Raw genomic sequence first — 25574 nt, 5'->3', positions numbered from 1 at the left:
CGCATCGATCAGCGCGGAGCGCGTAGATGCGCCGGCAGGTCCTCGCCCAGGGGGTACGGCCGTTCCTCGGGCAGCAGCGCCCTCGCACCCTCCAGGTCCCCGGCGCGTACGAGGCTGTGGATCCGTGTCGCGAGCGGCGTCACGTCGTCGATGTTCACGACCCACTCGTCCGCGTACCGGGCCGCCGCCTCGCCCGCGAGCCCGAGCTGGAGAGAGCGGTACGGCAGCGGGTTGAGCCGCAGATCGCGCTCGGGGTCCCACTGGACCCGCGCCGGCGACTGCCTCAACTGCCGCTTCCAGGTGGCCTTGTCGTCGTGCAGGTCGGGGACGTAGTGCGAAAGACACGAGTGCCTCAGCGCCCACTCGAAGCCCTGGCGGCTGATCTCGACGGCCAGGACGGTCTCCTGCCCCTCCTTGGTGCCCCAGCCGCAGCGGTACATCATCCACAGGAACGAGGGCTTGATCCATGTCATCCGGTCCCGCTTCCAGGCGGAGGGGAAACGGTTGTCGCGCGCGGCGGCGTGGCCGATCGTCGGTTGGTACGCCTGGTAGACGGTGACCGTGGACGGCGTATGGCGGGCGCGTACGCGGAACTTGGGCTCTTCCACGACGTCGGCAAGCTCCGCGAGCTCCGCAGAGTATTGATCGTTCACGAACGACAGGATCCTTCGTACGGCCTCGTCGGGGCCAGCGAATATCAGTCGGCGAATATCACCGCATGGCCCTTGGCGTGGCCCGTCCCGTGCCCAACACTGAGCCGATGACGCAGCGTGTGGAGCTCGCGACCGTGATGGACCGGATCGCCGTGGACAGTCTCGTCACCGACTACGCGGTGGCGGTGGACGACGGCGACTGGGAGGCGTACCGGACACTGTTCACACCGGACGGACGCGCTGACTACCGCTCGGCCGGCGGCGTCGAGGGAGATGCCGCACAGGTCGCGGAGTGGCTCGCGCAGAGCATGGAACTGTTCCCGATGCGCCAGCATCTGATCGTCAACCGGCGGGTGCGGTTCGGGATCCTCGATCAGGACACGGGGGACACGGCCCAGGTCCAGGCGGACTACATCAATCCGATGCGGTTCGCGGCACAGGACGGCGGGTCCACCGCCCCCGACTTCGTGTGCGGCGGCCGGTACGCCTTCGGGGTGCTGCGTACGGACGGTGGCTGGCGGCTGCGCCAGGTGGTCGTCCAGGAGAAGTGGCGCCGTACCCCGCAGACGCTTCAGGCACCGGCGGCCACCTGACCCGACCCCCCGCCCACAGCGCCCGTCAGCCGAATCGCCCCAACAGCCGCTGGACCACCCACCACCCCAGCGGGCCCACTCCCAGGAGCATCCCACCACTCCAGCCGGCCCACCCTCACGAGCACCCACCACCCCAGTGGGCCCACTCCTCACACACCCACCACTCACCACCCATCACCAGAGCGGGCCCCAGCCCACGCCCTCTGTCGGAGATCGTCCCCGGCGCGCACACTGGACGTACGCACCAGGGAGGGAGGCGCCGCATGATGAGGCCCGGATACTGGCTCGACTCCCCCTGGCGGCGGGGGATCGTGGCCGCGCTGGCGGGTGCCCTGCCCGTGTTCGCCTTTCCGGCCCCGTCCTGGTGGTGGTTCGCGTACGTCGCGCTGGTGCCCTGGATCCTGTTGGCCCGCTCGGCGCCGACGGGCAGGCGGGCCGCGTACGACGGCTGGTTCGGCGGGCTCGGCTTCATGCTGGCCGTGCACCACTGGCTGCTGCCGAGCCTGCATGTGTTCACCGTGGTCATAGCGGCGCTGCTCGGTGTGCTGTGGGCTCCTTGGGGCTGGCTGGTCCGGCGGTTCCTCGCCGGGGTGCCCTCGGCGGGACAGGTCGGCGCCGCTGTCGTCGTCCTGCCGTCGGGGTGGCTGGTGGTCGAACTCGTCCGGTCCTGGCAGGGCTTGGGCGGCCCCTGGGGCCTGCTCGGGTCGAGTCAGTGGCAGGTGGAGCCGGCGCTGCGGCTGGCCTCGGTCGGCGGGGTGTGGCTGCTCAGCTTCCTGGTGGTCGCGGTCAATGTCGCGGTCGCCGTGCTGGCCTCGGTGCGCGAGTCCCGTATGCCCGCCGTGGCCGGGCTGGTCGCGACCGCCGCCGCGACGTCGGCGGCATGGGTGTGGTCGCCGCGCCCGGACGGGGACGGCCGGGTCCGGATCGCCGTCGTACAGCCCGGAGTCGTGGACGGCATCGCGAGCGCCGACCGGCGGTTCGCGCGCGAGGAGGCGCTCACCCGCACACTTGCCGGGCAGAACCTCGACCTGGTCGTCTGGGGCGAGAGCAGTGTCGGCTTCGACCTCGCCGACCGCCCCGATCTGGCGAACCGGATCGCCGCCCTGTCCCGCCTCACCGGCGCCGACATCATGGTGAACGTCGACGCGCGCCGCTCCGACCGGCCCGGCATCTACAAGAGTTCGGTCCTGGTGGGACCGAACGGTCCGACGGGCGACCGCTACGACAAGGAACGGCTGGTGCCGTTCGGCGAGTACATACCCGCGCGTTCCCTGCTCGGCTGGGCCACCTCGGTGGGCAAGGCGGCGGCCGAGGACCGTCGCAAGGGCACCGAGCAGGTGGTGATGAACGTCGGGCACGGCCTGCGCGTCGGCCCGATGATCTGCTTCGAGACGGCCTTCCCCGACATGAGCCGGCATCTCGCTCAGGACGGCGCCGAGGTGCTCCTCGCGCAGTCGTCGACGTCGAGTTTCCAGCGGAGTTGGGCGCCGGAACAGCACGCGTCGCTCGCGGCGCTGCGGGCCGCCGAGACCGGCCGCCCGATGGTGCACGCGACGCTGACCGGCGTCTCCGCCGTCTACGGCCCGAGCGGCGAGCGCATCGGTTCCTGGCTCGGCACGGACGCGAGCGGCACGATGGTGTACGAGGTGCCGCTGGCCCGTGGGGTCACGCCGTACGTCCGGTTCGGCGACTGGCCGGTGCACGCCGCCCTGTTGGTGCTGGCGGCGCTGTGCGCGACGGAGGGCGCCCGCGCGTTCAGACTGCGGCGGACCGCTCCTGAACCGCTCGTACCACCCGCTCGCACAGTTCGTGAGTCGCCAGCGCGTCCCGGGCGCTGAGCACCTTGCCCACGCGCACGGCGTCCAGGAAGGCGAGCACCACCTGCTCGATGCCCCGCTGCCGGGCCACCGGCACCCAGTCGCCGCGCCGCCGTACGGTCGGCTGCCCCTTGTGGTCGATCACCTCGGCGAGGTTGAGCACCTGACGCTTGGTGTCCTGGCCCGAGACCTCGAGGATCTCCTCGTTCGAACCGCTGAGCCGGTTCATCACGCCGAGCGCCGTGAAGCCGTCCCCGGCCAGCTGCAGCACGACATGGTGGAGCAGTCCGTCCGCGACGCGGGCCCGCACGGTCACGTCGTCGACCGGACCCGGCGCCAGGAACCGCAGGGTGTCCACGACATGGATGAAGTCGTCGAGGACCATCGTGCGCGGCGCCTCGGGCAGCCCTATCCGGTTCTTCTGCATCAGGATGAGCTCCCGCGGATGGTCGGCGCACTGCGCGTACGCGGGCGCGTGACGGCGGTTGAAGCCGACGGCGAGACTGACGTCGCGCTCCTCGGCGAGCCGCACGAGCCGCTCCGAAGCCGCGAGTTCGTACGCGAGCGGCTTGTCGACGTACGTCGGTACGCCCGCCTCCAGCAGCCGCGTGACGATCTCGGGGTGCGCCACGGTGGCCGCGTGCACGAACGCCGCGTCGAGGTCCTGCGCGAGGAGCTCCGACAGGTCCGTGTGTCGCTGCCCCTCGGGAAGGTGGAGGCTGTCCGCGACCTGGGTGAGCGTCGCGGGCGTCCGCGTCTGGAGATGGAGCTCGACCCCCGGCTGCACCCCGAGCACCGGCAGATACGCCTTCGTCGCGATGTCGCCGAGTCCGATGCAGCCGACCTTCACAGGGGTCTCCTCAAAGGGTGCGTCGCGGGTTGCTGACCTCGAGGGAAGCATACGGCCGCCGCGGGGGCCGCCAGTCGGCGATGCCGTCGAGGCTCCGCAGGAAGAGTCCGGGTACGGCCTTGGACAGCGCGGCGAAGGTGGCGTTGCGTACGGCGATTCCGGCACGGTTGCTCATCATGTTCAGCCGCGCCGCCTGAACGGCCGTCCGGGCGATGGCGGTCGTACGGGGCTTGCGGTCCGCCGTGTACGCGGCCGGCCCGGGCCCGTCCGCGCGCGTGGTGAGCGAGCACGATCGCGTCCTCGATGGCCTGTTTCCCGCCCTGCCCGAGGGTCGGCGGCATGGCGTGCGCGGCGTCGCCCAGCAGGGCGACCCGGCCGCGGGGCTCCCCCAGGGCTCGACCTCGAACCAGGCACGCACCCGCTCGGCCCTGCTGGAGGCCGCCGTCCGCAGGCTCGCGGAGCGCGAGGCCCGAGTGCTGACGCCCGACGAGATGCCGGATCCGCGGGGCGGCCTCGACCCCCTCGCCGACGGCCTCGCGCTCGCCCTGCACCGGCATCTGACCCACCATCGCGAGCTGCTCGTCGCCCGCTACGAACTGGCCCCTGGAGGCCACCCGGCGGCCCGAGCTGCGGGTCGCGAAAATCAGCATGACGGATGTGGCGGACATGCCAGCATGACGGGCGAGAAGGGGACGCCGACATGAGGGGGTACCGACCGCATGACGATCCAGCGCACCAAGCCTGCCACGCACGCCGATGAGCGGTCCATGCTGGAGGGCTGGCTCGACCACCTCCGTCAGAACCTCGAGATGAAGTGCGAGGGCCTCGACGACACCCAGCTCAGGACCGCCTCGGCCGAGCCCTCCGTCCTGTCCCTGCTCGGCCTCGTACGCCACATGGCGGAGGTGGAACGCGGCTGGTTCCGCAAGGTCCTGGCGGCCGACGACGCGGGACCGATCTACTCCGGCGACGGCGACCCGGACGGGGACTTCCATGTCACCGAGGCGGACACCTGGGCCGAGGCGTACGCCACCTGGCAGACGGAGATCGGGTTCGCCCGGCGCAACACGGCACGCTTCGCCCTGGACGACATCTGCGAGGGCAAGAGCAAGTTCACCAGTGAACCCATCAGCCTGCGCTGGGTCTACACCCACATGATCAAGGAGTACGCGCGTCACCTCGGCCACGCGGACCTGATCCGGGAGCGGATCGACGGCACCACCGGCGAGTGAGCCGGGCACCCGACGGCGCCCGGGCACGGAGTCAGCTTGCCGGCGTCGGTCGTCTCCGGAGGAGCGGAAGGATCACCCATGTGGGGCAACCTGCGCTCGTCCGCTCCCCAAAGCGGGCCGGACACAGCAGAGTTGCGCGGGTGCATCGAACGACGACGACCGCAACGCTCCTGGTCACCGTGGCCGTCACCGCCCTCTCCGGCTGTGTGACCGTCCAGCGACCGCCCTCCGGCCCGCAGGGCGCCCCGTCCCAGCCCTCCTCGCCGCGTACGGACGGCGAGGCCGAGCCCCAGGTCGTGCAGGCTCCGGCGCGGGAGGCGCTGGAGCTCATCGGGCCGTCCCGGAAGCCCTCACCCAGTGCGGCGCCCGCGCACCGGGCGGCTCCCCCGCCGGCCGCCGCGGCACCGGCACCTCCGCGGCACCGTCCCCACCCCGCTCCGCACCCGGAGCCGGAGGGGCGACGGCCCCAGCCGCGCGTCGCCGTCCCGCCCGTCGCTCCCGACGTGCCGCAGAACTCCGACGTGTGCGCCCTCGGCCGGAAGTACGGGGGCTGGCAGCCGGACAGCCCGCAGGCGGTCATCTGCAGGGAGACGTACGGTCACTGACCGGGTCGGCGGCCCGGCCCGCAGCGGGCAGGCACGTGGTCCCTGGAGCACACCAGAGGTGACGCGTGCGGGGCGCGACATTCGGCGTGCGGCGTGTTTCCTGCACGGGACCCGAGAAACAGGAGCCGAGAAACAGGACCCGAGCACAGGAGCCGGGCACACGACCCAAGCGCAGGGCCCACAGCACAGGCCCCGTGTACAGGCCCCGAGCGGCACATCACGGTCGCGCACGGCCCCCTGAGGGCCAGCCGACCGTCAGGACCGCTGTCTCGGCGGCCCCCTGAAGGCCAGACCGTCAGGGCCGCTGTCTCGGCGGCCCCAGCGTCTCTCCTCCGGGTCCGCCGAAGCGGTCGGGTCCGCTGCCGCCCCCCGGCCTGCCGCCCCCCGGTCTGCCATCCCCCGACACCCCGCCCCCGTCCCCGTCGAGTCTCAGCTCCAGGCGGCCGATCGCCGCCCGGACGCCGTCCCCGTAGCTGTCGTCCCCAAGGGCGCCGACCGCGCCGCGGGCCCGGAGCAGATGGCTGCGGGCGGCCTCGGAGCGGCCGAGCTTCACATAGTCCGCGGCCAGGTTCAGATGCAGCGACGGGTAGAACGCGCGCACCGCGAGCGACTGGTGGTGCTCGGCGACCCGCCCGTCGCTGAGCTCCTCGGCCGCCGACAAGGCCCGTAGGTCCCAGGCGAGTTCGTCCGCGGGATCGTCCTGCGTGTCGGCCAAGTAGTGCGCCAGCGTGCAGCGGTGCAGAGGGTCGCCGTCCTCGCCGATCTCCGACCACAGGTCGAGGAGGCGGCCCCGAGCCTCCTCACGGTCGCCGCCGTGGTGCAGCATGACGACTTGGCCGATCCGGGTCATCATGGCGTCCGGCGCCGCCTGCTCCTGTTGCTCCGCCACCGCGTCCTCCAGCCTCGTCACTGTCCCTCACGACGCTAGCCGGAGGCACGGACAATCACGATCAGGCGCCCCCGTACGCCGCTGGGCCAGGCCGGTGACGGGCCGGCCCGGCGACTCGGGTGTCAGCCCAGGTCCGGAATCCGCCAGTCGATCGGCTCGTGCCCCTGCCGGGCCACCGCCTCGTCGATCTGCGTGAACGGACGCGATCCGAAGAACTTCTTCGCGGACAGCGGCGAGGGGTGCGCCCCCTTCACCACCACGTGCCGCTCCTCGTCGATCAGCGGGAGCTTCTTCTGCGCGTAGTTGCCCCACAGCACGAAGACCGCCGGGTCGGGCCGGTCGGCCACGGCGCGGATCACCGCGTCCGTGAACTTCTCCCAGCCCTTGCCCTTGTGCGAGTTGGCCTCGCCGGAGCGCACGGTGAGTACGGCGTTGAGCAGCAGCACGCCCTGCTGGGCCCACGGCATCAGATAGCCGTTGTCCGGGATCGGGGTGCCGAGCTCCTCCTTCATCTCCTTGTAGATGTTGCGGAGCGAGGGCGGGGTCTTCACGCCGGGGCGGACGGAGAAGCACAGGCCGTGCCCCTGGCCCTCGCCGTGGTAGGGGTCCTGCCCGAGGATCAGCACCTTCACCTTCTCGTACGGCGTCGCGTCGAGGGCGGCGAAGACCTCCTCCCGCGGAGGGTAGACGGGACCCTTGACGCGCTCCTCCTCGACGAACTCGGTGAGTTCCTTGAAGTAGGGCTGCTGCAGCTCCTCGCCCAGGACGCCGCGCCAGGACTCGGGCAGCATGGCGATATCGGTCACGTCAACTTCCTCCGATGTGCGGTCACTTCCAGACCACAGAACCTACCGTCGCCCACTGACAATCGACTGCGGCCCCCGCACCACCGGCAGGCCCCGGCGACCCGTCGGACTGTTCCCGCACCGCCTCTACCAGCTGGTTTTGCGTTGCAGCTCCCACATCGTCATGATCGTCGAGGGGTCGAGGGCGCGCTCGCCGCCCGAGATGTCGTCACTCGCGGCCACGTACTGCTTGCCCTGCCACAGCGGCAGCAGCCGGGCGTCGTCGACGAGGATCTGCTGGGCCTCCTCGAACTCCTTGACCACGGCGGCGCGGTCGCTCTCGCGGCGCGACTCGGGCAGCAGGTTGTTGGTGATCCGCGGCGCCGGGTAGGGCGTACCGAGCGCGTTCTGCTCGCCTACGAAGGGTGCGATGAAGTTCTCGGCGTCCGGGAAGTCGGGGAACCAGCCGCGCCCGAACACCGGGTACTCGCCCTTGCGGTAGCCGGCTTCGTACGTCTTCCAGGGGCGGCTCTTGAGGGTGACGCGGAACAGACCGGAGCCTTCGAGCTGCCTCTTGAGCTCCTGGAACTCCGGGGCGGTCTCGGAGCCGTAACGGTCGGTCGTGTACCAGAAGGTGAGGGGCACGGGCTCGGTGATGCCGGCATCCCGGAGGATCTTGCGGGCCTTGGCGGAACTGGGCTCCCCGTAGTCGTCGAAGAACCCGGCGGTGTGCCCGGTCAGGCCCGCGGGGACCATGGAATACAGCGGTTCGACGGTGCCCTTGTAGACCTTGTGCGCGATGGCCGGCCGGTCCACGACCTGGGCGATGGCCTTGCGGACCGCGGGCTTCTTGGCCCACGGATCCTTCGGGTTGAAGACCAGGTAGCTGATCTCGGTGCCGGCACCTTCGAGGAGCTGGATGCCCTTCTCGGAGTCGCGTCCCTGGAGGGCGACGACGTCCGAGGCGGCGAGACCGCGGTAGGTGACGTCGATCTTCTTGTCCCTGAGGGCTTCGACCATCTGGGCCGAGTCGGGGAAGTACCGGATGGTGACGGCGTCGTTCTTGCGCTGGGCGAAGCCGTCGTAGTGGTCGTTCCGCACGAGCTCGGCCTGCTTGCCCTCCTCGTACGAGCGCAGGCTGTACGGACCGGATCCGAAGACCCTGTTGTCCTTGCGCAGCGCGTCGGCCGGGTAGTCGTCCGGGTCGACGATCGACATGGCGGGGGTGGCCAGGACGAACGGGAAGGTGGCGTCGGGCTTGTTGAGGTGGAAGACGATCTCGCGGTCGCCCAGCGCCTGGACCCGGTCGAGGCTGCCGAGCAGGCCCGCGGGACCGCCGGGTACGGCGATCTTCCTGATCCGGTCGATGGAGTGCTTGACGGCCCGGGCGTCGAGCGGGTCCCCGTCGGAGAACTTCATGTTCGGGCGCAGTACGCAACGGTACGTGCGATTGGATCCGTCGGTGAACCGGCAGCTCTTGGCCGCGTCGGGCTGGGGCGTGACCGCGCCGTTGGGGTAGCTCAGCAACGTCTGGTAGATGTTGCGGAACAGCTCCCAGGAACCGTCCCAGGAGGCGGCCGGGTCCAGCGTGCTCGGGGCACTGGTGGTGCCCACGACGATCGGCCCCTTGTCGCCGGACGATCCCGAGGAGAGAACGCCACACCCCGCCACCAGGGTTATGGACGTGATCGCCGCCAGTTGCCGTAGACATCGGTTCCGGTTGAACACGCGCACGCTCCTCGATCTGCCGTACCAAGGGTCGGCAGACCATACCGCAGTGCCCCGCCGGTGGAACCGTGTTCCCGGCAGGGCACTTGATCAGCACGGATGTGACTACGTTGTCAGACTTCTGTGAACCCCTCGTCGAAGCTCGGTCGAACCTGCGCTCGATCGACACCGTCGGCGCTTTTGTCATCTCTCCACAAACGCGCGGGGTGCTCGCCAACGCGCGGGGCGGACGACCCCGGCGTTCGGCGCGGGGCACACGGCTCCGGCATTCGCCGCGGGGCACACGGGCCCGGCATTCGCCGCGGGGCACACGGGCCCGGCGTTCGCCGCGGGGCACACGGCCCGGCGTTCAGCGCCGGCTCCCTGGAGGTCTCCAGCAGCCGGCGCCCGCCTCCGTCACTCAGCGCGCGTCAGTCGGCGCGCGTCAGCCAGCGCGCCTCACTCGACCCCGGCGTTCAGGAACATCCCGCCGTCGACCACGAGCGTCTGGCCGGTCACCCAGTCCGACTGCTGCGAGGTGAGGAACGCGGCGGCGCCCCCGATGTCGGAGGGCACGCCGAGCCGGCCGAGCGGGTAGGCCGCGGCCGCCTCCGCCTCGCGCCCCTCGTACAGGGCCGCGGCGAACTTCGTCTTCACCACACCGGGCGCGATGGCGTTGACCCGCACCTTGGGCGCGAACTCGTGCGCCAGCTGCACCGTCAGGTTGATCATGGCGGCCTTGCTGATGCCGTACGCGCCGATGAACGGCGAGGGCGCGAGGCCCGCGACGGAGGCGATGTTGACGATCGTGCCGCCGTTCTCGCTCTGCCAGGCCCGCCAGGTCTGCTGGGCGAAGCCGAGCGCCGAGACGACGTTGGTCTCGAATACCTTGCGCGCCACATTGAGGTCCAGCTCGGCGATCGGGCCGAACACGGGGTTCGTACCGGCGTTGTTGACCAGGTGGTCGACGCGGCCGAAGGCCTCCATGGTGCGCTCGACGGCGATGGCCTGGTGGGCCTCGTCGTGCGCCTTGCCGGCGACGCCGATGACGCGGTCCGAGCCGAGCGCCTCGACGGCCTCCTTCAGGGCGTCCTCGTTGCGGCCGGTGATGCAGACCCGGTCACCGCGGGCGACCAGGGCCTCCGCGATGCCGTAGCCGATGCCGCGGCTCGCGCCCGTGATGAGCGCGACCTTGCCCGAGAGTTCGGGAAGCGTGGTCATGTGCGTGTCCCCCGGCCTTAGTTGAGCGGCCCGCCGGCCACGTACAGCACCTGGCCGGAGACGAATCCGGCGGCCTCGCCGGTGAAGAAGGCGATGGCGTTGGCGATGTCGTCGGGGTTGCCGACGCGCTGCACGGGGATCTGGGTGGCGGCCGCGGCCTGGAAGTCCTCGAAGCCCATGCCGACGCGGGCGGCCGTGGCGGCCGTCATGTCGGTGACGATGAACCCGGGCGCGACGGCGTTCGCGGTGACGCCGAACTTGCCGAGCTCGATGGCGAGGGTCTTGGTGAAGCCCTGCAGACCGGCCTTGGCGGCGGAGTAGTTGACCTGGCCGCGGTTGCCCAGCGCCGAGGACGACGACAGGTTGACGATCCGGCCGAACTTCGCGTCCACCATGTGCTTCTGACAGGCCTTCGCCATCAGGAAGGCGCCGCGCAGGTGCACGTTCAAGACCGTGTCCCAGTCGGCCGCGCTCATCTTGAACAGCAGGTTGTCGCGGAGCACGCCCGCGTTGTTCACCAGGATCGTCGGCGCACCGAGCTCCTCGGCGATGCGCGCGACGGCGGCCTCGACCTGGGCCTCGTCGGAGACGTCGCAGCCGACCGCGATGGCCTTGCCACCCGCGGCGGTGATCTTCTCCACGGTGTCCTTGCACGCGGCCTCGTCGAGGTCGATCACCGCGACGGCGCGGCCCTCCGCGGCCAGTCGTACGGCGGTCGCGGCGCCGATGCCGCGCGCGGCACCGGTGACTACGGCGACGCGCTGCTCAGGGGTGGACATGGCTGGTTCTCCTCGCGCTCGAGATGCGGCTCACACGGTACGCCCCTCCGGTGAGCGACCGCTTAGTACCTTCAGCAGACGTGACGCTAGAAGCCCTGGCACCCGGTGTCAACGGCACACCCGGTGCGTGTGATCCATTACCTGACCAGCAGGTCGAGCAACCGCTCCGCCTCGGCCGCCGGATCGGCGGTGAGGCCGGTGTGCACGGGCCCCGGCTGAACGACCGTCGAGCGTGGCGCGATCAGCCACCGAAACCGTCGTCCAGCGTCGTCACGTGCCGCCTGACCTGCCGCTTCTCCCCCGGCACAGACCCCTTCGACGGCACGCAGGGCGGCCTGTACGCCCGCCACGTCCGCCTCCGGGTCCAGTGCCCGCAGCTTGGTCTCGTCCAGATGCGTACGCGCCGCGACGAAGGACTGGGCGCGGCAGTACACCAGTACACCCGCGTTGAAGCACTCGCCGCGCTCGACGCGCGGCACCACACGCAGCAGCGCGTACTCGAAGACGTCCCGCTCGCTCACTTGTTCCCCTCGGCGCCTTCGATGCCTTCGATGCCTTCGATGCCTTCGATGCCCTTGATCCGCTCGTGGATGACGGAGGCACGTAGGAGCAGCGGCTGCGCGTAGGCGTGCCGTAGCGCGTCCGGCGAGTCGAAGCCGGGTTCGTCCGCGAGCCACTCGTCGGGGATCGCCGCGGTCACCTCCGCGAGCAGTTCCTCGGTGACCAGCGGAGCCAGCTCCGCGGCGGCGGAGGCGATGTCCGGCCGGAAGGGCGCGAGCGCGTGGTCGGAGACGTCGTACGGCTTGGCCGCGGAGGCCTGGGCGCCGGGCCAGTGGTGGTGCCAGATCATCGTGGCGCCGTGGTCGATGAGCCACAGGTCGCCGTGCCACATCAGCAGGTTGGGGTTGCGCCAGGAGCGGTCGACGTTGTTGACGAGCGCGTCGAACCAGACGATTCGGCCGGCCTCCTCCGAGGTCACGTCGAAGGCGAGCGCGTCGAACCCGATCGCGCGGGAGAGGAAGTCCATCCCCAGGTTCAGCCCGCCGCTCGACTTCAGCAGCTCCTGGACCTCCTGGTCGGGTTCGCCGAGCCCCAGGACCGGGTCGAGGGCGATCGTCACGAGTCCCGGCACGCGCAGGCCCAGCCGACGCGCGAGTTCACCGCAGACGACCTCCGCCACGAGCGTCTTGCGGCCCTGTCCCGCGCCGGTGAACTTCATGACGTACGTCCCGAGATCGTCGGCCTCGACGAGCCCCGGCAGCGAGCCCCCCTCACGCAGCGGCGTGACGTAGCGGGTCGCGATGACTTCCTTGAGCATCGCCCCAGGCTACTGGGGTGGCCGCGGGCACCGGACGCGACCCGGGGCCCGTCGCGCACGGACCTGGGAGCGGCGTCTGGGCCCCCGTCGCGCGGATCGTGAGACGGCCGGTGGACGCCCGTCGCGCCCGGATCCCGATGGGCCGAGCAGGCTGTCGAAGTGCTGTCGATTCGGTCAAGAAGTGCCATCCGCGTGAACTGTGCGCGCCGGCGGACCGTACCTGTGTACGGATCGCCATCGCGTCCGTTCAAGCACGTCCGTCGAAGAGCCCGACCGTCGAAGGCCGCCCGTCGAGCACGTCCGTCGAGCCCCTCCGTCGAGCACGTCCGTTGAAGGGAAAGCAGCCATGACCAGCGAATCGCTTCACCCCGTTCCGGCGCCGTCTCGCCGCGCCGTCGTGGCGGCGGTCGGCGCGGCGGGACTCGCCGTCGCCCTGACCGCGTGCGGATCGGACAACAAGTCGCCGGGGTCCTCCACCGTCCAGGGCGCCGCCGCCGGAACCGAACTCGCCAAGACCTCCGACATTCCCGAGGGCGGCGGCAAGATCTTCACGGACCAGGGTGTGGTCGTCACACAGCCGACGGCGGGCACCTTCAAGGCGTTCTCGTCCAAGTGCACGCACCTGGGCTGCCCGGTGACGGGCATCACCAAGGGTGTGATCACCTGCCCGTGCCACCACAGCGAGTTCTCCGTCGCCGACGGCAGCGTGAAGAAGGGCCCCGCTCCCCGGCCCCTCCCCGCCCAGAAGATCACCGTGAGCGGGGACTCGATCAAGCTCGCGTGACCGTCAGCCGCTCCGGCGCGGTCGCTTGAAGCAGGCCAGCACGTCGTCGGTGGCCGTGATGGTGGCGACCAGCGCGAGCGTGTTGCGGATCATCGTGGAGGTGTAGTCGGAGGGCACCCCCGCGATGGCGTCCGCGGGCACGACAGCGGTGTAGCCGCGGTTCACCGCGTCGAACACGGCATTGGGGATGGCGACGTTGGCCGAGACACCGGTCACCACGAGGGTGCGGCAGCCGAGGTTGCGCAGCAGCGGGTCGACGTCGGTGCCCGCGATCGGAGACAGGCCGTGCAGCCGGCGTACGACGAAGTCCTCCTCGGCGACCTCGATGGGCGGCACGATCCGCACAGCCGTCGTCCCCGTCAGCTGCTGCACCGGCAGCCGCTCGGCCGCACGGAACAGCCGGGCATTGCGGTTGGCGCCCCGGCCGTCCGGCCGGCGCTCGGCGACCGCGTGGATCACCTGCACCCCGCTCTCGTGCGCGGCGGCCACCAGGCGGGCGACATTGGCGAGCGCCCCCGAGGACCGGGCCTCCTTGGCGAGTTCCGGCAGCGCGCTGTCCTGGCCCACGACACCCTGCTGGCACTCGACGGTGAGCAGCACCGTGGAGGCGCGGTCGAGGAGTTCACTGAGTTGTTCGTACGACGGCATGGCTCCCCTTGTCGTCGGAGGTCGGGGCGGGCGAGCGTAACGACCATTGCGTGGGGACGGAAGACGGCCCATGCTTTTCTGACGCGATGTCAGAAAATCTCTGTCGGCCCGGAAGAAGGCCGACGAACGATGAGGCCGACGCCGAACAGGGCCGACGCAGAAGGAGAGGGGACCGCATGGCCGTCACTCAACGCAGGGGCCGGAAGATCATGATGACCCCCGGCGAACTGGACGAGTTCCTCACCACCCAGCGCACCTGCCGTGTGGCGACGGTGTCGAAGGACGGCGCCCCGCATGTGAGCGCCCTCTGGTTCGCCTGGGACGGGACCTCGCTGTGGCTGTACTCCGTGGTGCGCAGCAAGCGCTGGGCCGAGCTGCGCCGCGACCCGCGCGTCGCCGTGGTGATCGACTCCGGTGAGGAGTACGGGGAGCTGCGGGGCGTCGAGCTCTCCGGCACCGTGGAGTTCGTGGGCGAGGTCCCCCGCACCGGGGAGCTGCGCGCCGAACTCGACGTCCCGGAGACCCTGTTCGCACGCAAGAACTTCGGCCTGGAGGAGATGCCGCACGACGGGCGCCACGCCTGGGCTCGGCTGACACCGGAGGCGATCGCCTCATGGGACTTCCGGAAACTGCCCTCGGTGTAACTCACTCGCCTCCCCGGCGCGAACTCGCCCCCCGGCGTGACTGCGTGCGGCCCTCGGGACGCTCGTGCACTCGATGCCCTCGATGCGATGCCCTCGATGCCCTCGGCGCAGCTCACGTGACGACCTCGCCCTGCCTCACCGGACGGGCGCAGCTCACGCGACAGCGTCACCCCGCCTCACTCGACAGGCGCAGCTCACGCGACAGCGTCACCCCGCCTCACTCGACAGGCGCAGCTCACGTGACAGCGTCACCCCGCCTCACCCGATGTCCTCGGCGATGGCTCACTTCACCGCTTCCCCTGCCTTGCGCAGGGCATCCACCGCCGCTCTGATCGACGGCCGGCGGTCGGCGTCGGCCCGCCACACGACGTAGACATGACGGCGTACGCGCTGCCGCACCGGCACGGTGACGACGCCCTCGGGCATCGGGTGACGCCCGAGGAGGGGCGCCACGCACACCCCGAGGCCCGCGGCGACCAGGCCGAGCTGGGTGTGCGTCTCCGCCGCGCGATGGCCGATGTTCGGCTCGATCCCCTGGGAGCGCAGCGTGAACATCAGCCACTCGTGGCAGAACTCGCCCTGGCCCCAGGTGATCCACTCGTCACCCGCGAAGTCACCGAGGTCCACCTCCGCGCGGTCGGCGAGCCGGTGCCCGACCGGCATCGCGACATCGGCCGGGTCGTCGAGGATCGCCGCCTTCACCAGGCCGTCGGGGAGCGGCATCGGCTTGTTGTACCAGTCGAGCACGACCGCCAGGTCGAGGTCGCCGCGCACCACCCCGGCGACCCCGGCCTCCGGCTCCAGCTCGCAGGAGCGCACCCGCAGCCCGGGATGATCGGCGCGCAGGGCGGCGAGCGCGGCCGGAAACAGCCCGCGCGCGGCGGTCGGGAACGCCGAGAGCCGCAGCTCGCCCGCCACCTGACCGCGCTGCGCCTCCAGATCGGACTGCGCGAGCTCCACCTGGGACAGGATCCGCGCGGCATGCTCGGCGAGCAGCCGCCCGGCGTCGGTGAGGCGGACGCCCCGGCCGTTCTTGGCGAGCAGCTGCTGCCCGACCTCGCGCTCCAGCTTGGACATCTGCTGGGAGACGGCCGACGTCGTCACGTGCAGTCCCTCGGCCGCACCGCTCACCGAGCCGTGCCGGGCAAGGGCGTCGAGGGTGCGCAGGCGCTCCAGATTCAACATGTAAGCAATGCTACGAGATATCGCTCGATAAATCTCGCTTGTGCTACGAGATTCCTCTGCCTCATCGTTATGTCCATGAGCACCGCCACCAGCCCGCGCACCCACTCCTCCACCACTTCCGCTCCACGCCCGAGCACCGCCCTCGACTGGCGGATCCGCTTCGGCGCCCTCTCCCTGATCTGGGGTTTCAGCTTTCTGCTCATCAAGGTCGGCACGGAGGGCTACGCACCGTTCCAAGTCACCTTCGGGCGGCTGCTGTTCGGGACCGCGGTGCTCGCGGCGGCACTGGCGGTGAAGCGGGAGCGGCTGCCGCGCGGGGCGCGGACCTGGGGGCATCTCGCGGTGGCGGCCTTCCTGCTCAACGCACTGCCGTTCTCACTCTTCGCCTACTCCGAGCTGACGATCCCGTCCACGCTGGCGGGTATCTGCAACGCGACCTCGCCGCTGTGGGGCATGGCGCTGTCCATGGTCGCGCTCTCCGAGGACCGGCCGACCCGGCGCAGGGTCGCCGGTCTGGGCATCGGCTTCCTCGGTGTGCTGACGGTCCTCGGCGTCTGGCAGGGCTTCCACGGCCTGGACGCCACGGGCACGGCGATGGCCCTGCTGGCATCGCTCAGTTACCCGATCGGCTGGATCTACGTCCGCCGCACCCTGACCGGCACCGGGCAATCCCACCTGTCGATGACGGGCGCCCAGCTGCTGCTCGCCACCGCCCAACTGGCCCTCGTCACCCCGGTGTTCACCACGCTGCCGAGCCACTTCCCGGTCGTCCCGCTGCTCGCGATCGTCGCCCTGGGAGCCCTCGGCACGGGCCTGGCCATGCTCATCCAGTACGGCATCGTCGCCGAGGTCGGCCCGACGACGGCCCAGATGGTCACGTACTTCATCCCGGTGATAGCCACCGCGGCGGGGGTCGCGATCCTCGGGGAGTCCCTGACCTGGTCGACGCCGGTCGGCGCGGTGATCGTCCTCGCGGGCGCGGCGCTCACCCAGACCAGGGCGCGCCGCTGACTCACACGTAACGGCGTGCGGGTGCCGGGCCGACGGCGGACGCGACGGCGTCCGCCAGCGGCTGGATGTCGTCCGGGGCCAGGGTCGAGACCGTGATCCGGATGCCGGGCGGCGCACTCATCCGGAAGCGTGCCCCGGGCGCGACCGCCCAGCCGGAGTGCAGCAGGCGCGCGACCGCCCCCGTCTCGTCCGGGACGGGGATCCACACATTCATCCCGCTGCGCCCGTGCGCCTTGATGCCGCGCGCCTCCAGGGCGTCGATCAGCGCGTCGCGCCGCTGCCCGTACGCCGTCGCCACGGCCTTGACGTCCACCGCGCCGCCGGTCCACAGATGGACGACGGCCCGCTGGAGCAAATGGCTCACCCAGCCGGGCCCGAGCCGCTGCCGCCCGTGCACCCGGTCGACGGTGACGGGGTCTCCGGTGAGGACGGCGAGCCGCAGGTCGGGGCCGTACGCCTTGGCGACGGAGCGCACGAAGGCCCAGTTGTGCGTCACCCCAGCCAGGGGATGCAGGGGCAGGTCGACGATGCGATGTCCGTGGTCGTCCTCGATGAGCAGGGTTTCCGGGTAGTCCGCGAGCACGGAACGCAGGGCACGCGCGCGCGTGGCGCTCACCGCGGCCCCGGTCGGGTTCTGCGCCCGGTCCGTGATGATCAGGGCCCGGGCGCCGGCCGCCAGCGCACGGCGTACGTCGTCGGGCAGCGGGCCCTCGTCGTCGACACCGACGCCGACCGTACGCAGTCCGAGCGCCGGGGCGAGGTCGAGCAGGCTGCCCCAGCCGGGGTCCTCGACGGCGACGGCGTCCCCGGGTTTGAGATGGACCGCGAGGACACGCTCGATGGCGTCGAGCGATCCGGAGGTGACGACGACGGGCCCGTCGGGAACGCCGTCCGCGTCCAGGTCGGCGCGTGCCAGCCGCTCCAACTGCGTGTCGACGGCGGCCTCCCCGTACATCATGGGCTGCCGGTCCGACCGCTCGGCCGCCGCGGCGAACGCCTCGGCGAGACCTGGCAGCAGCGCGCGATCGGGGTTGCCGTCGGCCACGTCCCGCACCCCGTAAGGCACCTCCACCCGGATGTGCTCGCGGCCCGTGGTGGCGGGCTTGGAGCGCACCCGGCTGCCGCGGCGGCCCGCGGTCTCGATGACCCCGCGCTCACGCAGCGTGCGATAGGCGGCCGCGACCGTATTGGGATTCACCCCCAGCCGCTCGGCCAACTCCCGCATCGGCGGCAACAGTTGCCCCGGCTCCAGGTCCCCCGACCCCACCGCGCGCTCGACACTGGCCGCGATCTCGGCTGCGCCACGCCCTTCGATCCGATACTCTCCTAGCACAAAGCAGATTATGCACTAGTACAATGGAGCACGCAATGCCGGAGACGAGCACCCCGCCGGAGATGAGCACGCGACCCGGGACGACACAGCCCGCTGCCTACGCCCCGACCGACCGCACCGTCCCCACCCGCTCCAAGGAGCGCGCCGCGTACGACCGCGACCTGGTGCACGCGATACTCGACGAGGGCTACGTCTGCCACCTCGGCTTCGTCCGCGACGGCGCCCCGGTCGTGCTCCCCACGCTCTACGGGCGCGTCGGCGAGCGCCTCTATGTGCACGGCTCGACGGGCTCGCGCCCGCTGCGGATGACGGGACAGGCCGACCCCGGGCTGCCGGTCTGCCTGACCGTGACGCACGTCGACGGCCTGGTCCTGGCCCGCTCGGCCTTCCACCACTCGCTCAACTACCGCTCCGTGGTGGTGCACGGCATCGCCCACCAGGTGACGGACCCGGACGAGAAGCGCGAGGCCCTGGACGCGCTGGTCGACCATGTGGTCCCCGGCCGCTCGCACGACTCCCGCCCGGCGAACGCCAAGGAACTCGCCGCCACCGCGGTGATCCGCCTCGACCTGGAGGAAGTCTCCGCGAAGCTGCGCACCGGCGGCCCCAACGACGACGCCGAGGACCTCACGCTCCCCCACTGGACCGGCGTCGTCCCGCTGACCAAGGGGCACGGCACCCCGGTCCCGGCCGACGACCTGGCCCCCGGCATCGACATCCCCGACTACCTGTCGGCCCTCTGACGCCCCGATTCACTCCTGGGCACCTGACGACGACGCGTGACATCGGTGGCTCGCCGTGAGCGGCCTGCCGGCGAGCCTCCGTACGCGTACGACCGACACGTCGAAGACCGGGTCCGCGCAGGCGCAGAAGCAGGGGGTGTCGAAGGCGGGATCCGCTCCGCTAGACGGCGGCACCCCGGGCCGACAGCTCCCGTTCGGCGTCGCTGCCACCGGCCCCGGCGACCGCGCCGTCCGAGGGGTTCGCGGGCGCCGACGACTGCGCGATGAACGCACCGAGCAGCACCACCGCGCCGCCGACGATCTGGGGTGCCGAGAGGTGCTCGCCGAGCAGTATCCAGGCCAGGACGGTCGCGATCACCGCTTCGAGGCAGGCCACGACGCCCGCGATCTGCGGGGAGAGCCTGCGGACGGAGAGCACGCCGGTGCCGTACGCGATGACGGTCGCGATCAGCACGATCCAGCCGAGGAGCAGCGCCGCGAGCACGGACGTCCCGTTCATGTCGGCGGTTCCCCCGAGCACGGACCAGTCCATGGTCCAGGGGCGCGCGATGAGGGTCAGCACGACGGCGCCGACGAGCAGCCCGTACGCGATCACGCCGAGTGGGTCCGGCGCCGCGTCGCCCGCGTCGCTGCCCTGGTCGGACAGGACGAAGTAGCCGACCTGGCAGCAGGCCGCGCCCAGCGCGAGCAGCAGTCCGACGGCGTCGAAGCTCAGCCCCGACCACACTTCGACCACGCAGGCGAGACCGGCGGCCGCGAGGACGACCCCGAGCGCCGCGGCGCGCGTAACGGCCCGGCGCTGCACGAAGCGCACCCAGCCGAGCACGAGCGCGGGGGCGAGGTACTCGATGAGCAGTGCGACGCCGACCGGGATGCGGGAGATCGCGGCGAAATAGCAGGCCTGGACACCGGCCACGCCGAGCAGCCCGAAGCCGGCCAGCAGCGCGGGACGCTGCCGTACCAGCGCCCGGTGGCGTACGGCCAGCGGCAGCGTCACCAGCGCGGCGCCGGTGACCCGCAGCCACACCACGTGGAGCGGGTCGAGACCCGCCTCGATCAGCGGTTTGGCCGCGACACCCGATCCACCGAAGGCGACCGCCGACACGAGCGCGAGGCCGAGGCCGACGCTCCTTCCACGGTTGCCCTGACTGCCTTGAGACGTATGCACCGGCACATGATGACAGGCGACGACATGAGCGTCACCCTCGATGACACCTGTCTCAACGGCTGGACTTCACCACCGGGACCGCCCCGCCCTCAGCCCGGCTCGGCCCCCCGGACTCACGACTCCGGCTCACGGCTCACGGCTCACGGCTCACCGCTCACCGCTCACTGGTCACCGGTCACCGGTCACGACTCACGACTCACGACTCACGACTCACGACTCACGACTCATCCAGAGGTCAGCACCGAACCGCCCGGTGTTCCGCTGTCACCTCACCCGGAGCCCCGTTCCCGACCTCCCCATGGCACACCCCGACTCCGCGGAGCTCAGCGGCCGTCGTCGCCCCGCCCCGCGTACTCCTCGAACTGCGACTCGATACGCCGCAGCAGTACCCGGGTGTCGACGCCCGCACGGCCGAGAACCTCGACGGCCCGCGACTGGGGATCGGCGACTATCGCCGCGAGCAGATCGAGGCGACGGGCCTGATCGTCGCCCCGCAGCAGCGCGCCCGCATAGGCGCCCTCCATCGCACCGGCCGCCACCGGTGACCAGCCCGCCTCGGCGACCACCGGCACGCCGCCGGAGTTCTCGACGCTGCTCTGCCAGCGCAATCCGTAGCCGATGCTGCGCTGCACGAGGTAGCCGAGCAGGCGGGCGATCTGCGGTCCGCCGTCGAAGACCGCGCGCACGTCGGGGTCGGACTCCAGAAGCGAGTGGAGCAGATGGGCGGTGTCGATCTGCCGGTCCCCGTCCCGCAGTGCTCTCCTGCGCGCGCCGGAGACCACCGACGCGAGATCGGCACTGAGCCCGGCATCGACGTCCGTACGGTTCGAGCCGCTCTCGGCGGCGGACTGCTGGGGAATACGGGATGGCACAACCCCTACCCCATCAGTCTCTTCGAGCCGGGTCATCCCCGGCTGGCACCATTTCGGCGTCCGACACAGGGTGGGCATCCATGAGCGGGTTCTCCTCCTTACGGATGACTTCGCGCCGATTTCCCCCTGAGGCGCGCCGCTTTGCCGCGCGCCCCACGCGCAACCGGTTCGCTCCGGCGCTCGTCCCACCGGACATGGAGAGCAGGTGCTGGCTGGTGGCCCTGCCGGCGATCGACGGCAGGGAGTACGTGTACCGCGTGTACGCCCCCGAGGACGCGCAGCTCGCCGACCTGTTCTGGGAGGCCTGGCACTGCCACGACGAGGGCCCCCACCCGAGGGCGTGGGACCTGTTCGACGCGGCGGTGATACGCCGGGGGGCCTGACCCTCGTCGGCCGCCTCCCCCGCACTCCCTCCCGTCCCCTCCCACCCCCTTCTCTCCCGCACCCCTCCCTCCCGTCCCCTCCGCTCCCGCTCTTCCCCGCCCCTCTCCACAATTTCTGACGGTTCATCAGTATTGAATGTTCCGGGGCCTGCGGCTACGTTCCGCGACACCGTAGCTGCGCCGGGCGCAGCGCCCGACACGAAGGGGTGGTCGCATGGCCGAAGTCAGCGCGGAAGCACGTATCGAGGCGCCCGCCGAGAAGGTCTGGGCCCAGCTCACGGACTGGTCCGCGTACGGCGAGTGGAACGCGACCCACACCAGCTTCCCGAAGGGCGGGCCCGAGACCCTCGAAGTGGGTGGCACCTTCGAGGAGAACATGAAGCTCATGGGCTTCCCCGCCGAGGTCACCTGGACCGTCGACGCCCTGGAGTCCGGCCGCGTCCTGGCCATCCGCGGCAAGGGCCCGATGGCCGTGAACGTCGCCACGCGGTACACGCTCACCCCCGACGGTGAGGCGACGACGGTCCGCATCGACGGCGAGTTCACCGGCGCGGCCGTCTCACTCATGGCGGGCAAGCTCAAGGACTCGGCGACGGCCGCGCTGAACGAGTCGCTGCGCAAGCTGGGCGGCCTGGTCTCCTGACGCACACGCGCTCACGGACAACACGGACACACGAAGGGCGCCCCGCGGAAACAGTTCCGCAGGGCGCCCTCAGGTACCACGGCACACCGTCAGTCCTCGTCGGCGAGGATCAGGTACAGCTTCTTACGGGCTTCGTTGATGACCGCCACCGCCTTGTCGCGCTGGTCCTTGCTGCCGGTCTTCCAGACCTGGCCGAAGGCCTCCATGAGACCGAAGCCGGCCTGCCGGATCTCGTGCAGCGTCTCCCAGTCGACCCCGCGCCCGGCCTCTTCCCAAGGCGCGTCGGGCCCCTCGTCGGCCGCGCTGCGGCCGGACTCGGTGAGCGAGAACAGCTTCTTGCCGCCCTCGGCCTCGCTGGTGATCAGACCTTCGTCCTCCAGGAGCTGGAGGGTCGGGTAGACCGAACCCGGGCTGGGCTTCCACGCCCCGCCGCTGCGCTCGGCGATCTCCTGGATCATCTCGTAACCATGCATGGGCCGGTCCTTGAGCAGGGCCAGGATCGACGCGCGCACGTCGCCGCGCCGCGCCCTGCCCCGGGGTCCGCCCCGGCCGCCGCGCCCGCCCCAGGGGCCCGGGCCGAAGCCGGGACCGCCACCGAAGCCAGGGCCACCGCCGAATCCGGGACCACCGGGACCACCCGGCCCGAAGGGCCCGAAAGCCCCACGCCGTCCCTCGAAGCCGCCCCGACCACGAGGACCGGGTCCGCCGTGGTGTCCATGTCCGTGTTCGTATCCGAAGTCTTGTCCACGGGAACGCATCGCAATCACTCCATTCCATCGTTGATCGGTCGCGATGCGTCAACGATATATCGGTAACCGCCCCCATGGCAACCCCCGAGGCCAGCGGGCAGGCGACCTGTCTCAGCGAAGGTCGCTCTGATCTTTCACCTCTGATCTCTCACCTCTGATCTCTCACCTCTGATCTCTGATCTCTGATCTCTGATCTCACGAAGCTTGCCGCGATGAGTTCCGGCCGGGTCGCGAGTCTGTTCTGGTGAGAGTCATAGGCGTCGCAGGACGGCGTACGACGCCGCCCGGCTCGAGACACCACGGAGGACACCATGACGACCACGCCCGGCAACGCGAACAGCGACCTCCCCGGCAAGCCGCCAGTCGTCGACCTGGCCACCTGGCAGGCGGCGCGCGAGGAACTGCTGGTCCGCGAAAAGGCGCACACCCGTGAGGGCGACGCGATCGCCGCGGCCCGGCGGCGGCTGCCGATGGTCGAGCTCGACGGGACGGTCAAGGTCACCGGCGCCGACGGGCCGGTCCCGTTCCTGGACCTGTTCCAAGGGCGCGACGAGCTCGTGGTCTACAAGCACATGTGGCACGACGGCGCGCCGCACCAGGGGCAGTGCGAGGGCTGCACCACCACGGCCTGGCACCTGAAGGATGCCGTCTACCTCAACGCCCGGGGCGTCTCGTTCGCCATCCTGACCACGGGCCGTTGGGACGAGGTGGCTCCCTACGTCGAGTTCATGGGCTACACCCAGCCCTGGTACTCGGTGCGCGACGTGGACGCGCCGGTCGGCGGAGATATGGGGCACATCGTCTGTTTCCTGCGCGACGGCGACCGCGTGTTCCTCACCTACTCCACGACGGGCCGTGGCAACGAGCCGGTCAACGGGTCCCTCAGCCTGCTCGACATGACGCCCTACGGCCGCGGCGAGGCGTGGGAGGACAACCCCGAGGGCCGGCCCGCGACCGGCGATGTCCGCGAGGGGCACCCGCCCGTGGGCCGCCAGGCCTGCTGGTACTGGCGCTCGGACGCCGACGGCGTCGCCACCTGGGGCCCGACCAGCCGTCCCGTGCCGCAGTGGACCCGCCCCGGCGCGACCCCCGTGGAGACCCTCGGCCGGCACGGCCACCACCACTGACGCACCCTTGCCGACGCCGTCGACGCTCATGAAGAGTGTTCGCCCCGGAGATCCGCGGGCGGCGACCCCGGCAGTTCCCACGCTGAGAGTAGGTTTCGTCAATGGCATGCCGTATCAGTGAGCTGGTGCTCGATTGCCACGACCCCGAGGTGCTGGCGCGGTTCTGGTGCGAGGTCCTGGACTTCGTAGTGCTCGATCGCGACGAGGGCAGCATCGAGATTGGGCCGCGCGAAGGGTTCGGCGGCCCGCAGCCGACGATCATCCTCAGCCCCAGCGACGAGCCGAAGAAGGAGAAACTCCGACTGCACATCGACGTCAACGCCACCGACCGCGATCAGGACGCCGAGCTCGAACGCCTCCTGGCAGCCGGGGCCCGATTCGTCGACATCGGTCAGACCGGGGAGGAGTCCTGGCACACCCTCGCCGATCCCGAAGGCAACGAGTTCTGCCTGCTCAAGGCCCGCCTCGACGCACTGTGACGACCCTCGTCGGCAACGAGGCCGCGCTCGCGTGGAGGGTCCGCAGGCGACGTACCCGGCCCGCAGTAGCAAGAGAAGCGGCATCCGAACCCGCTGTTCGCGAACACGTGGATCATCTCGGCGTCGTCATCGACCCGAAACGACAGCAGCCCCCGGCCACCACCGAACGTCGTATCCCGGAGGGCCCGGTCGTCGCCCAGCGCTGCGCCGGAGGCGTCCCACGGTGCGTCGGACCCGGCTGCGTCCCACGGTGCGTCGGACCCGGCTGCGTCCCACGGTGCGCCGGACCCGGCTGCGGCCCGCCGCGCGATATGGCCGGCCTCAGGCGCGACGAGGCCGGCCTCAGGGGACGCCGAGCCCCAGGTCAGGCGGCAAACCAGTCCAGGTCCCGGGGATTGGCCTTGGCCGACGGCTTTGCGGCATGGCTAGCGTCGGGCCATGCGGATTCGAATCGTCGACGCCTTCACCGACCGCCCCTTCTCCGGCAACCCGGCCGGGGTCCTGCTCCTCGACTCCTTCCCGGACGACGCCTGGCTCCAGAACGTGGCCCTGGAGGTCAACCACGCCGAGACGGCGTTCGCCCACCGCCTTCCCGAGGGCGGCGCGGCCGACTGGGCGCTGCGCTGGTTCACCCCCGCCACCGAGGTCGCGATGTGCGGGCACGCGACGCTGGCCACCGCACATGTCCTGCACTCCACGGGCGTCCACGAGGGGCCGGTCCGGTTCGCCACGCTCAGCGGCGTCCTCGTCGCCACACCGCACGAGGACGGTTCCCTCACGCTGGACTTCCCGACCGCGCCGCTCACCCCCGTCGAGGTCCCGGCCGGTGCCGCCGAGGCGCTGGGCGCCGCGCCGCGCACGGCCTTCGACACCGGCCCGAACGTCCGTGACCTGCTCGTCGAAGTCGCCGACGAGAAGACGGTCCTGGGCCTCACGCCGGACCACAAGGCGCTCGCGCGGTACTCCGAGCGCGGCATCATCGCGACCGCACGCGCCGAAGACCCTTCCCGGGGCTACGACTTCGTCTCGCGCTGCTTCTTCCCGAACGTCGGCATCGACGAGGACCCGGTCACCGGCAGCGCCCACACGGCCCTCGCCCCCTACTGGTCCGAGCGCCTCGGCCGCCCCGACCTCACCGGCCTGCAGGCCTCCCCGCGCTCCGGCCTCGTCCGCACCGGGCTGCGCGGCGACCGCACCCTCCTGACGGGCCACGCGGTCACGGTCATCGAGGGCGAGCTGCTCGCGTGAGAGCGCGTAAGAGCGCGTAAGAGCCGGCACAACGCGCGTAACAGCGCGTAAGAGCCCGCACAACCCCCGCGTAACAGCACACTCCAGGGGCGTACGAGATTCCCGTAC

At 71.1% G+C, this 25574-nt stretch carries 28 protein-coding genes and 2 pseudogenes; 14 read left to right on the top strand and 16 right to left on the bottom strand.

The genetic code is table 11. The features are described 5' to 3' along the window. Positions 1-8 precede the first annotated feature (8 nt). Positions 9-653 carry a DUF4291 domain-containing protein gene (locus ACFVXA_RS28880; protein WP_390027455.1) on the bottom strand — a complete coding sequence of 215 codons (645 nt, stop codon included), beginning with the start codon at positions 651-653 and terminating at the stop codon, positions 9-11. A gap of 107 nt (positions 654-760) precedes the next feature. Between ACFVXA_RS28880 and ACFVXA_RS28875 the strand changes: the two genes are divergently transcribed. Then, complete coding sequence (locus ACFVXA_RS28875) at positions 761-1246, top strand: nuclear transport factor 2 family protein (RefSeq protein ID WP_389753214.1); 486 nt, start codon at positions 761-763, stop codon at positions 1244-1246. Positions 1247-1509: 263 nt separating this feature from the next. Beyond that, a complete protein-coding gene (gene lnt / locus ACFVXA_RS28870) occupies positions 1510-3084 on the top strand; it encodes an apolipoprotein N-acyltransferase (RefSeq protein ID WP_390027452.1) in 1575 nt (524 codons plus the stop codon). Here the strand turns inward: lnt and ACFVXA_RS28865 are convergent. Beyond that, positions 3002-3913, bottom strand: a complete 912-nt coding sequence (locus ACFVXA_RS28865; RefSeq protein WP_383907006.1) for a Gfo/Idh/MocA family protein — start codon at positions 3911-3913, stop codon at positions 3002-3004. The two genes, lnt and ACFVXA_RS28865, sit on opposite strands and share 83 nt — an antisense overlap. Before the next feature lie 10 nt (positions 3914-3923). Next, a pseudogene (locus ACFVXA_RS28860) lies at positions 3924-4293 on the bottom strand (FAD-dependent oxidoreductase); the annotation flags it as partial. Here ACFVXA_RS28860 and ACFVXA_RS28855 point away from each other — a divergent pair. The 3 genes and pseudogenes from ACFVXA_RS28855 to ACFVXA_RS28845 form a co-directional block, all read left to right on the top strand. Beyond that, a pseudogene (locus ACFVXA_RS28855) lies at positions 4189-4546 on the top strand (TetR/AcrR family transcriptional regulator); the annotation flags it as partial. The pseudogenes ACFVXA_RS28860 and ACFVXA_RS28855 sit on opposite strands and share 105 nt — an antisense overlap. Before the next feature lie 86 nt (positions 4547-4632). Beyond that, positions 4633-5145 (top strand): DinB family protein, encoded by a 513-nt coding sequence (locus tag ACFVXA_RS28850; protein ID WP_389749076.1) that lies wholly within the window; start codon positions 4633-4635, stop codon positions 5143-5145. Positions 5146-5285: 140 nt separating this feature from the next. Then, positions 5286-5750 carry a hypothetical protein gene (locus ACFVXA_RS28845; RefSeq protein ID WP_384024229.1) on the top strand — a complete coding sequence of 155 codons (465 nt, stop codon included), beginning with the start codon at positions 5286-5288 and terminating at the stop codon, positions 5748-5750. Positions 5751-6045: 295 nt separating this feature from the next. Here ACFVXA_RS28845 and ACFVXA_RS28840 read toward each other — a convergent pair whose 3' ends face one another. The 7 genes from ACFVXA_RS28840 to ACFVXA_RS28810 form a co-directional block, all read right to left on the bottom strand. Further along, complete coding sequence (locus ACFVXA_RS28840) at positions 6046-6639, bottom strand: hypothetical protein (protein ID WP_390027450.1); 594 nt, start codon at positions 6637-6639, stop codon at positions 6046-6048. Positions 6640-6761: 122 nt separating this feature from the next. Then, positions 6762-7445: a uracil-DNA glycosylase gene (gene ung, locus ACFVXA_RS28835; protein ID WP_383907012.1), complete on the bottom strand. Its 684-nt coding sequence runs from the start codon at positions 7443-7445 to the stop codon at positions 6762-6764. A gap of 126 nt (positions 7446-7571) precedes the next feature. After that, positions 7572-9152: an ABC transporter substrate-binding protein gene (locus ACFVXA_RS28830; RefSeq protein ID WP_362027724.1), complete on the bottom strand. Its 1581-nt coding sequence runs from the start codon at positions 9150-9152 to the stop codon at positions 7572-7574. A gap of 438 nt (positions 9153-9590) precedes the next feature. Then, the gene (locus ACFVXA_RS28825) at positions 9591-10352 is read right to left on the bottom strand and encodes an SDR family oxidoreductase (protein WP_362027726.1); all 762 of its coding nucleotides are present in this window, start codon (positions 10350-10352) and stop codon (positions 9591-9593) included. Positions 10353-10369: 17 nt separating this feature from the next. Next, the gene (fabG, locus tag ACFVXA_RS28820) at positions 10370-11131 is read right to left on the bottom strand and encodes a 3-oxoacyl-ACP reductase FabG (protein WP_362027729.1); all 762 of its coding nucleotides are present in this window, start codon (positions 11129-11131) and stop codon (positions 10370-10372) included. A 137-nt stretch (positions 11132-11268) separates the two neighbouring features. Next, the gene (locus ACFVXA_RS28815) at positions 11269-11652 is read right to left on the bottom strand and encodes a DUF3037 domain-containing protein (protein WP_362027731.1); all 384 of its coding nucleotides are present in this window, start codon (positions 11650-11652) and stop codon (positions 11269-11271) included. Continuing rightward, entirely contained in the window at positions 11649-12449 is an 801-nt protein-coding gene (locus ACFVXA_RS28810) for a HipA family kinase (protein WP_390027447.1), read from the bottom strand. The genes ACFVXA_RS28815 and ACFVXA_RS28810 overlap by 4 nt, the downstream gene beginning before the upstream one ends. A 346-nt stretch (positions 12450-12795) precedes the next feature. On the opposite strand from ACFVXA_RS28810, the gene ACFVXA_RS28805 reads away from it, so the two are divergent. Next, a complete protein-coding gene (locus ACFVXA_RS28805; RefSeq protein ID WP_362027736.1) occupies positions 12796-13233 on the top strand; it encodes a Rieske (2Fe-2S) protein in 438 nt (145 codons plus the stop codon). Between the two features lie 3 nt (positions 13234-13236). On the opposite strand, the gene ACFVXA_RS28800 is transcribed toward ACFVXA_RS28805, so the two are convergent. Then, entirely contained in the window at positions 13237-13881 is a 645-nt protein-coding gene (locus ACFVXA_RS28800; protein ID WP_362027739.1) for a cysteine hydrolase, read from the bottom strand. A gap of 176 nt (positions 13882-14057) precedes the next feature. On the opposite strand from ACFVXA_RS28800, the gene ACFVXA_RS28795 reads away from it, so the two are divergent. Next, positions 14058-14525, top strand: coding sequence for a pyridoxamine 5'-phosphate oxidase family protein (locus tag ACFVXA_RS28795; RefSeq protein WP_362027742.1), 468 nt, complete (start codon positions 14058-14060; stop codon positions 14523-14525). Positions 14526-14807: 282 nt separating this feature from the next. Here the strand turns inward: ACFVXA_RS28795 and ACFVXA_RS28790 are convergent, their stop codons facing one another. Continuing rightward, a complete protein-coding gene (locus tag ACFVXA_RS28790) occupies positions 14808-15710 on the bottom strand; it encodes a LysR family transcriptional regulator (RefSeq protein WP_362027744.1) in 903 nt (300 codons plus the stop codon). Positions 15711-15785: 75 nt separating this feature from the next. On the opposite strand from ACFVXA_RS28790, the gene ACFVXA_RS28785 reads away from it, so the two are divergent. After that, positions 15786-16721, top strand: coding sequence for a DMT family transporter (locus ACFVXA_RS28785; RefSeq protein WP_362027747.1), 936 nt, complete (start codon positions 15786-15788; stop codon positions 16719-16721). 1 nt (position 16722) lies between these two features. Here ACFVXA_RS28785 and ACFVXA_RS28780 read toward each other — a convergent pair whose 3' ends face one another. Beyond that, positions 16723-18054 carry an aminotransferase class I/II-fold pyridoxal phosphate-dependent enzyme gene (locus tag ACFVXA_RS28780; protein WP_384399809.1) on the bottom strand — a complete coding sequence of 444 codons (1332 nt, stop codon included), beginning with the start codon at positions 18052-18054 and terminating at the stop codon, positions 16723-16725. A gap of 35 nt (positions 18055-18089) precedes the next feature. Between ACFVXA_RS28780 and ACFVXA_RS28775 the strand changes: the two genes are divergently transcribed. Next, on the top strand, positions 18090-18797 hold the full coding sequence (locus tag ACFVXA_RS28775; protein ID WP_384024241.1) for a pyridoxamine 5'-phosphate oxidase family protein: 708 nt from the start codon (positions 18090-18092) through the stop codon (positions 18795-18797). Between the two features lie 160 nt (positions 18798-18957). On the opposite strand, the gene ACFVXA_RS28770 is transcribed toward ACFVXA_RS28775, so the two are convergent. Together ACFVXA_RS28770 and ACFVXA_RS28765 are read right to left on the bottom strand one after the other, a co-directional pair. Next, on the bottom strand, positions 18958-19971 hold the full coding sequence (locus tag ACFVXA_RS28770; RefSeq protein ID WP_390027444.1) for a DMT family transporter: 1014 nt from the start codon (positions 19969-19971) through the stop codon (positions 18958-18960). A gap of 317 nt (positions 19972-20288) precedes the next feature. Next, on the bottom strand, positions 20289-20873 hold the full coding sequence (locus tag ACFVXA_RS28765) for a Clp protease N-terminal domain-containing protein (protein ID WP_390027441.1): 585 nt from the start codon (positions 20871-20873) through the stop codon (positions 20289-20291). A gap of 158 nt (positions 20874-21031) precedes the next feature. Here ACFVXA_RS28765 and ACFVXA_RS28760 point away from each other — a divergent pair, with 158 nt between their 5' ends. Together ACFVXA_RS28760 and ACFVXA_RS28755 are read left to right on the top strand one after the other, a co-directional pair. Then, positions 21032-21220 carry a hypothetical protein gene (locus ACFVXA_RS28760; RefSeq protein WP_362027763.1) on the top strand — a complete coding sequence of 63 codons (189 nt, stop codon included), beginning with the start codon at positions 21032-21034 and terminating at the stop codon, positions 21218-21220. A gap of 214 nt (positions 21221-21434) precedes the next feature. Next, entirely contained in the window at positions 21435-21863 is a 429-nt protein-coding gene (locus tag ACFVXA_RS28755) for an SRPBCC family protein (RefSeq protein ID WP_383746057.1), read from the top strand. An 89-nt stretch (positions 21864-21952) separates the two neighbouring features. On the opposite strand, the gene ACFVXA_RS28750 is transcribed toward ACFVXA_RS28755, so the two are convergent. After that, on the bottom strand, positions 21953-22621 hold the full coding sequence (locus ACFVXA_RS28750; RefSeq protein WP_383746055.1) for a PadR family transcriptional regulator: 669 nt from the start codon (positions 22619-22621) through the stop codon (positions 21953-21955). A gap of 302 nt (positions 22622-22923) precedes the next feature. Here ACFVXA_RS28750 and ACFVXA_RS28745 point away from each other — a divergent pair, with 302 nt between their 5' ends. The 3 genes from ACFVXA_RS28745 to ACFVXA_RS28735 all read left to right on the top strand — a co-directional run bounded on the left by ACFVXA_RS28745 (position 22924) and on the right by ACFVXA_RS28735 (position 25466). Further along, on the top strand, positions 22924-23739 hold the full coding sequence (locus ACFVXA_RS28745) for a DUF899 domain-containing protein (RefSeq protein WP_390027439.1): 816 nt from the start codon (positions 22924-22926) through the stop codon (positions 23737-23739). Between the two features lie 101 nt (positions 23740-23840). Further along, positions 23841-24218, top strand: a complete 378-nt coding sequence (locus ACFVXA_RS28740) for a VOC family protein (RefSeq protein ID WP_362027775.1) — start codon at positions 23841-23843, stop codon at positions 24216-24218. Between the two features lie 438 nt (positions 24219-24656). Continuing rightward, positions 24657-25466, top strand: coding sequence for a PhzF family phenazine biosynthesis protein (locus tag ACFVXA_RS28735; protein WP_383907031.1), 810 nt, complete (start codon positions 24657-24659; stop codon positions 25464-25466). Positions 25467-25574: the final 108 nt, after the last annotated feature.

The sequence above is a fragment of the Streptomyces sp. NPDC058246 genome (assembly GCF_042881985.1).
In the GTDB taxonomy this organism is placed as follows: Bacteria; Actinomycetota; Actinomycetes; order Streptomycetales; family Streptomycetaceae; genus Streptomyces.
This window is presented reverse-complemented; position numbering and strand designations above follow the sequence as displayed.

Coding starts and splice junctions, on each gene's coding strand:
- ACFVXA_RS28740 (WP_362027775.1), top strand. CDS start 23,841: ATGGCATGCCGTATCAGTGAGCTGGTGCTCGATTGCCACGACCCCGAG.
- ACFVXA_RS28875 (WP_389753214.1), top strand. CDS start 761: ATGACGCAGCGTGTGGAGCTCGCGACCGTGATGGACCGGATCGCCGTG.
- ACFVXA_RS28795 (WP_362027742.1), top strand. CDS start 14,058: ATGGCCGTCACTCAACGCAGGGGCCGGAAGATCATGATGACCCCCGGC.
- ACFVXA_RS28810 (WP_390027447.1), bottom strand. CDS start 12,449: ATGCTCAAGGAAGTCATCGCGACCCGCTACGTCACGCCGCTGCGTGAG.
- ACFVXA_RS28750 (WP_383746055.1), bottom strand. CDS start 22,621: ATGCGTTCCCGTGGACAAGACTTCGGATACGAACACGGACATGGACAC.
- ACFVXA_RS28825 (WP_362027726.1), bottom strand. CDS start 10,352: ATGACCACGCTTCCCGAACTCTCGGGCAAGGTCGCGCTCATCACGGGC.
- fabG (WP_362027729.1), bottom strand. CDS start 11,131: ATGTCCACCCCTGAGCAGCGCGTCGCCGTAGTCACCGGTGCCGCGCGC.
- ACFVXA_RS28800 (WP_362027739.1), bottom strand. CDS start 13,881: ATGCCGTCGTACGAACAACTCAGTGAACTCCTCGACCGCGCCTCCACG.
- ACFVXA_RS28760 (WP_362027763.1), top strand. CDS start 21,032: ATGGAGAGCAGGTGCTGGCTGGTGGCCCTGCCGGCGATCGACGGCAGG.
- ACFVXA_RS28755 (WP_383746057.1), top strand. CDS start 21,435: ATGGCCGAAGTCAGCGCGGAAGCACGTATCGAGGCGCCCGCCGAGAAG.
- ACFVXA_RS28745 (WP_390027439.1), top strand. CDS start 22,924: ATGACGACCACGCCCGGCAACGCGAACAGCGACCTCCCCGGCAAGCCG.
- ACFVXA_RS28790 (WP_362027744.1), bottom strand. CDS start 15,710: ATGTTGAATCTGGAGCGCCTGCGCACCCTCGACGCCCTTGCCCGGCAC.
- ACFVXA_RS28785 (WP_362027747.1), top strand. CDS start 15,786: ATGAGCACCGCCACCAGCCCGCGCACCCACTCCTCCACCACTTCCGCT.
- ACFVXA_RS28850 (WP_389749076.1), top strand. CDS start 4,633: ATGACGATCCAGCGCACCAAGCCTGCCACGCACGCCGATGAGCGGTCC.
- ACFVXA_RS28805 (WP_362027736.1), top strand. CDS start 12,796: ATGACCAGCGAATCGCTTCACCCCGTTCCGGCGCCGTCTCGCCGCGCC.
- lnt (WP_390027452.1), top strand. CDS start 1,510: ATGATGAGGCCCGGATACTGGCTCGACTCCCCCTGGCGGCGGGGGATC.
- ACFVXA_RS28775 (WP_384024241.1), top strand. CDS start 18,090: ATGCCGGAGACGAGCACCCCGCCGGAGATGAGCACGCGACCCGGGACG.
- ACFVXA_RS28735 (WP_383907031.1), top strand. CDS start 24,657: ATGCGGATTCGAATCGTCGACGCCTTCACCGACCGCCCCTTCTCCGGC.
- ACFVXA_RS28765 (WP_390027441.1), bottom strand. CDS start 20,873: ATGACCCGGCTCGAAGAGACTGATGGGGTAGGGGTTGTGCCATCCCGT.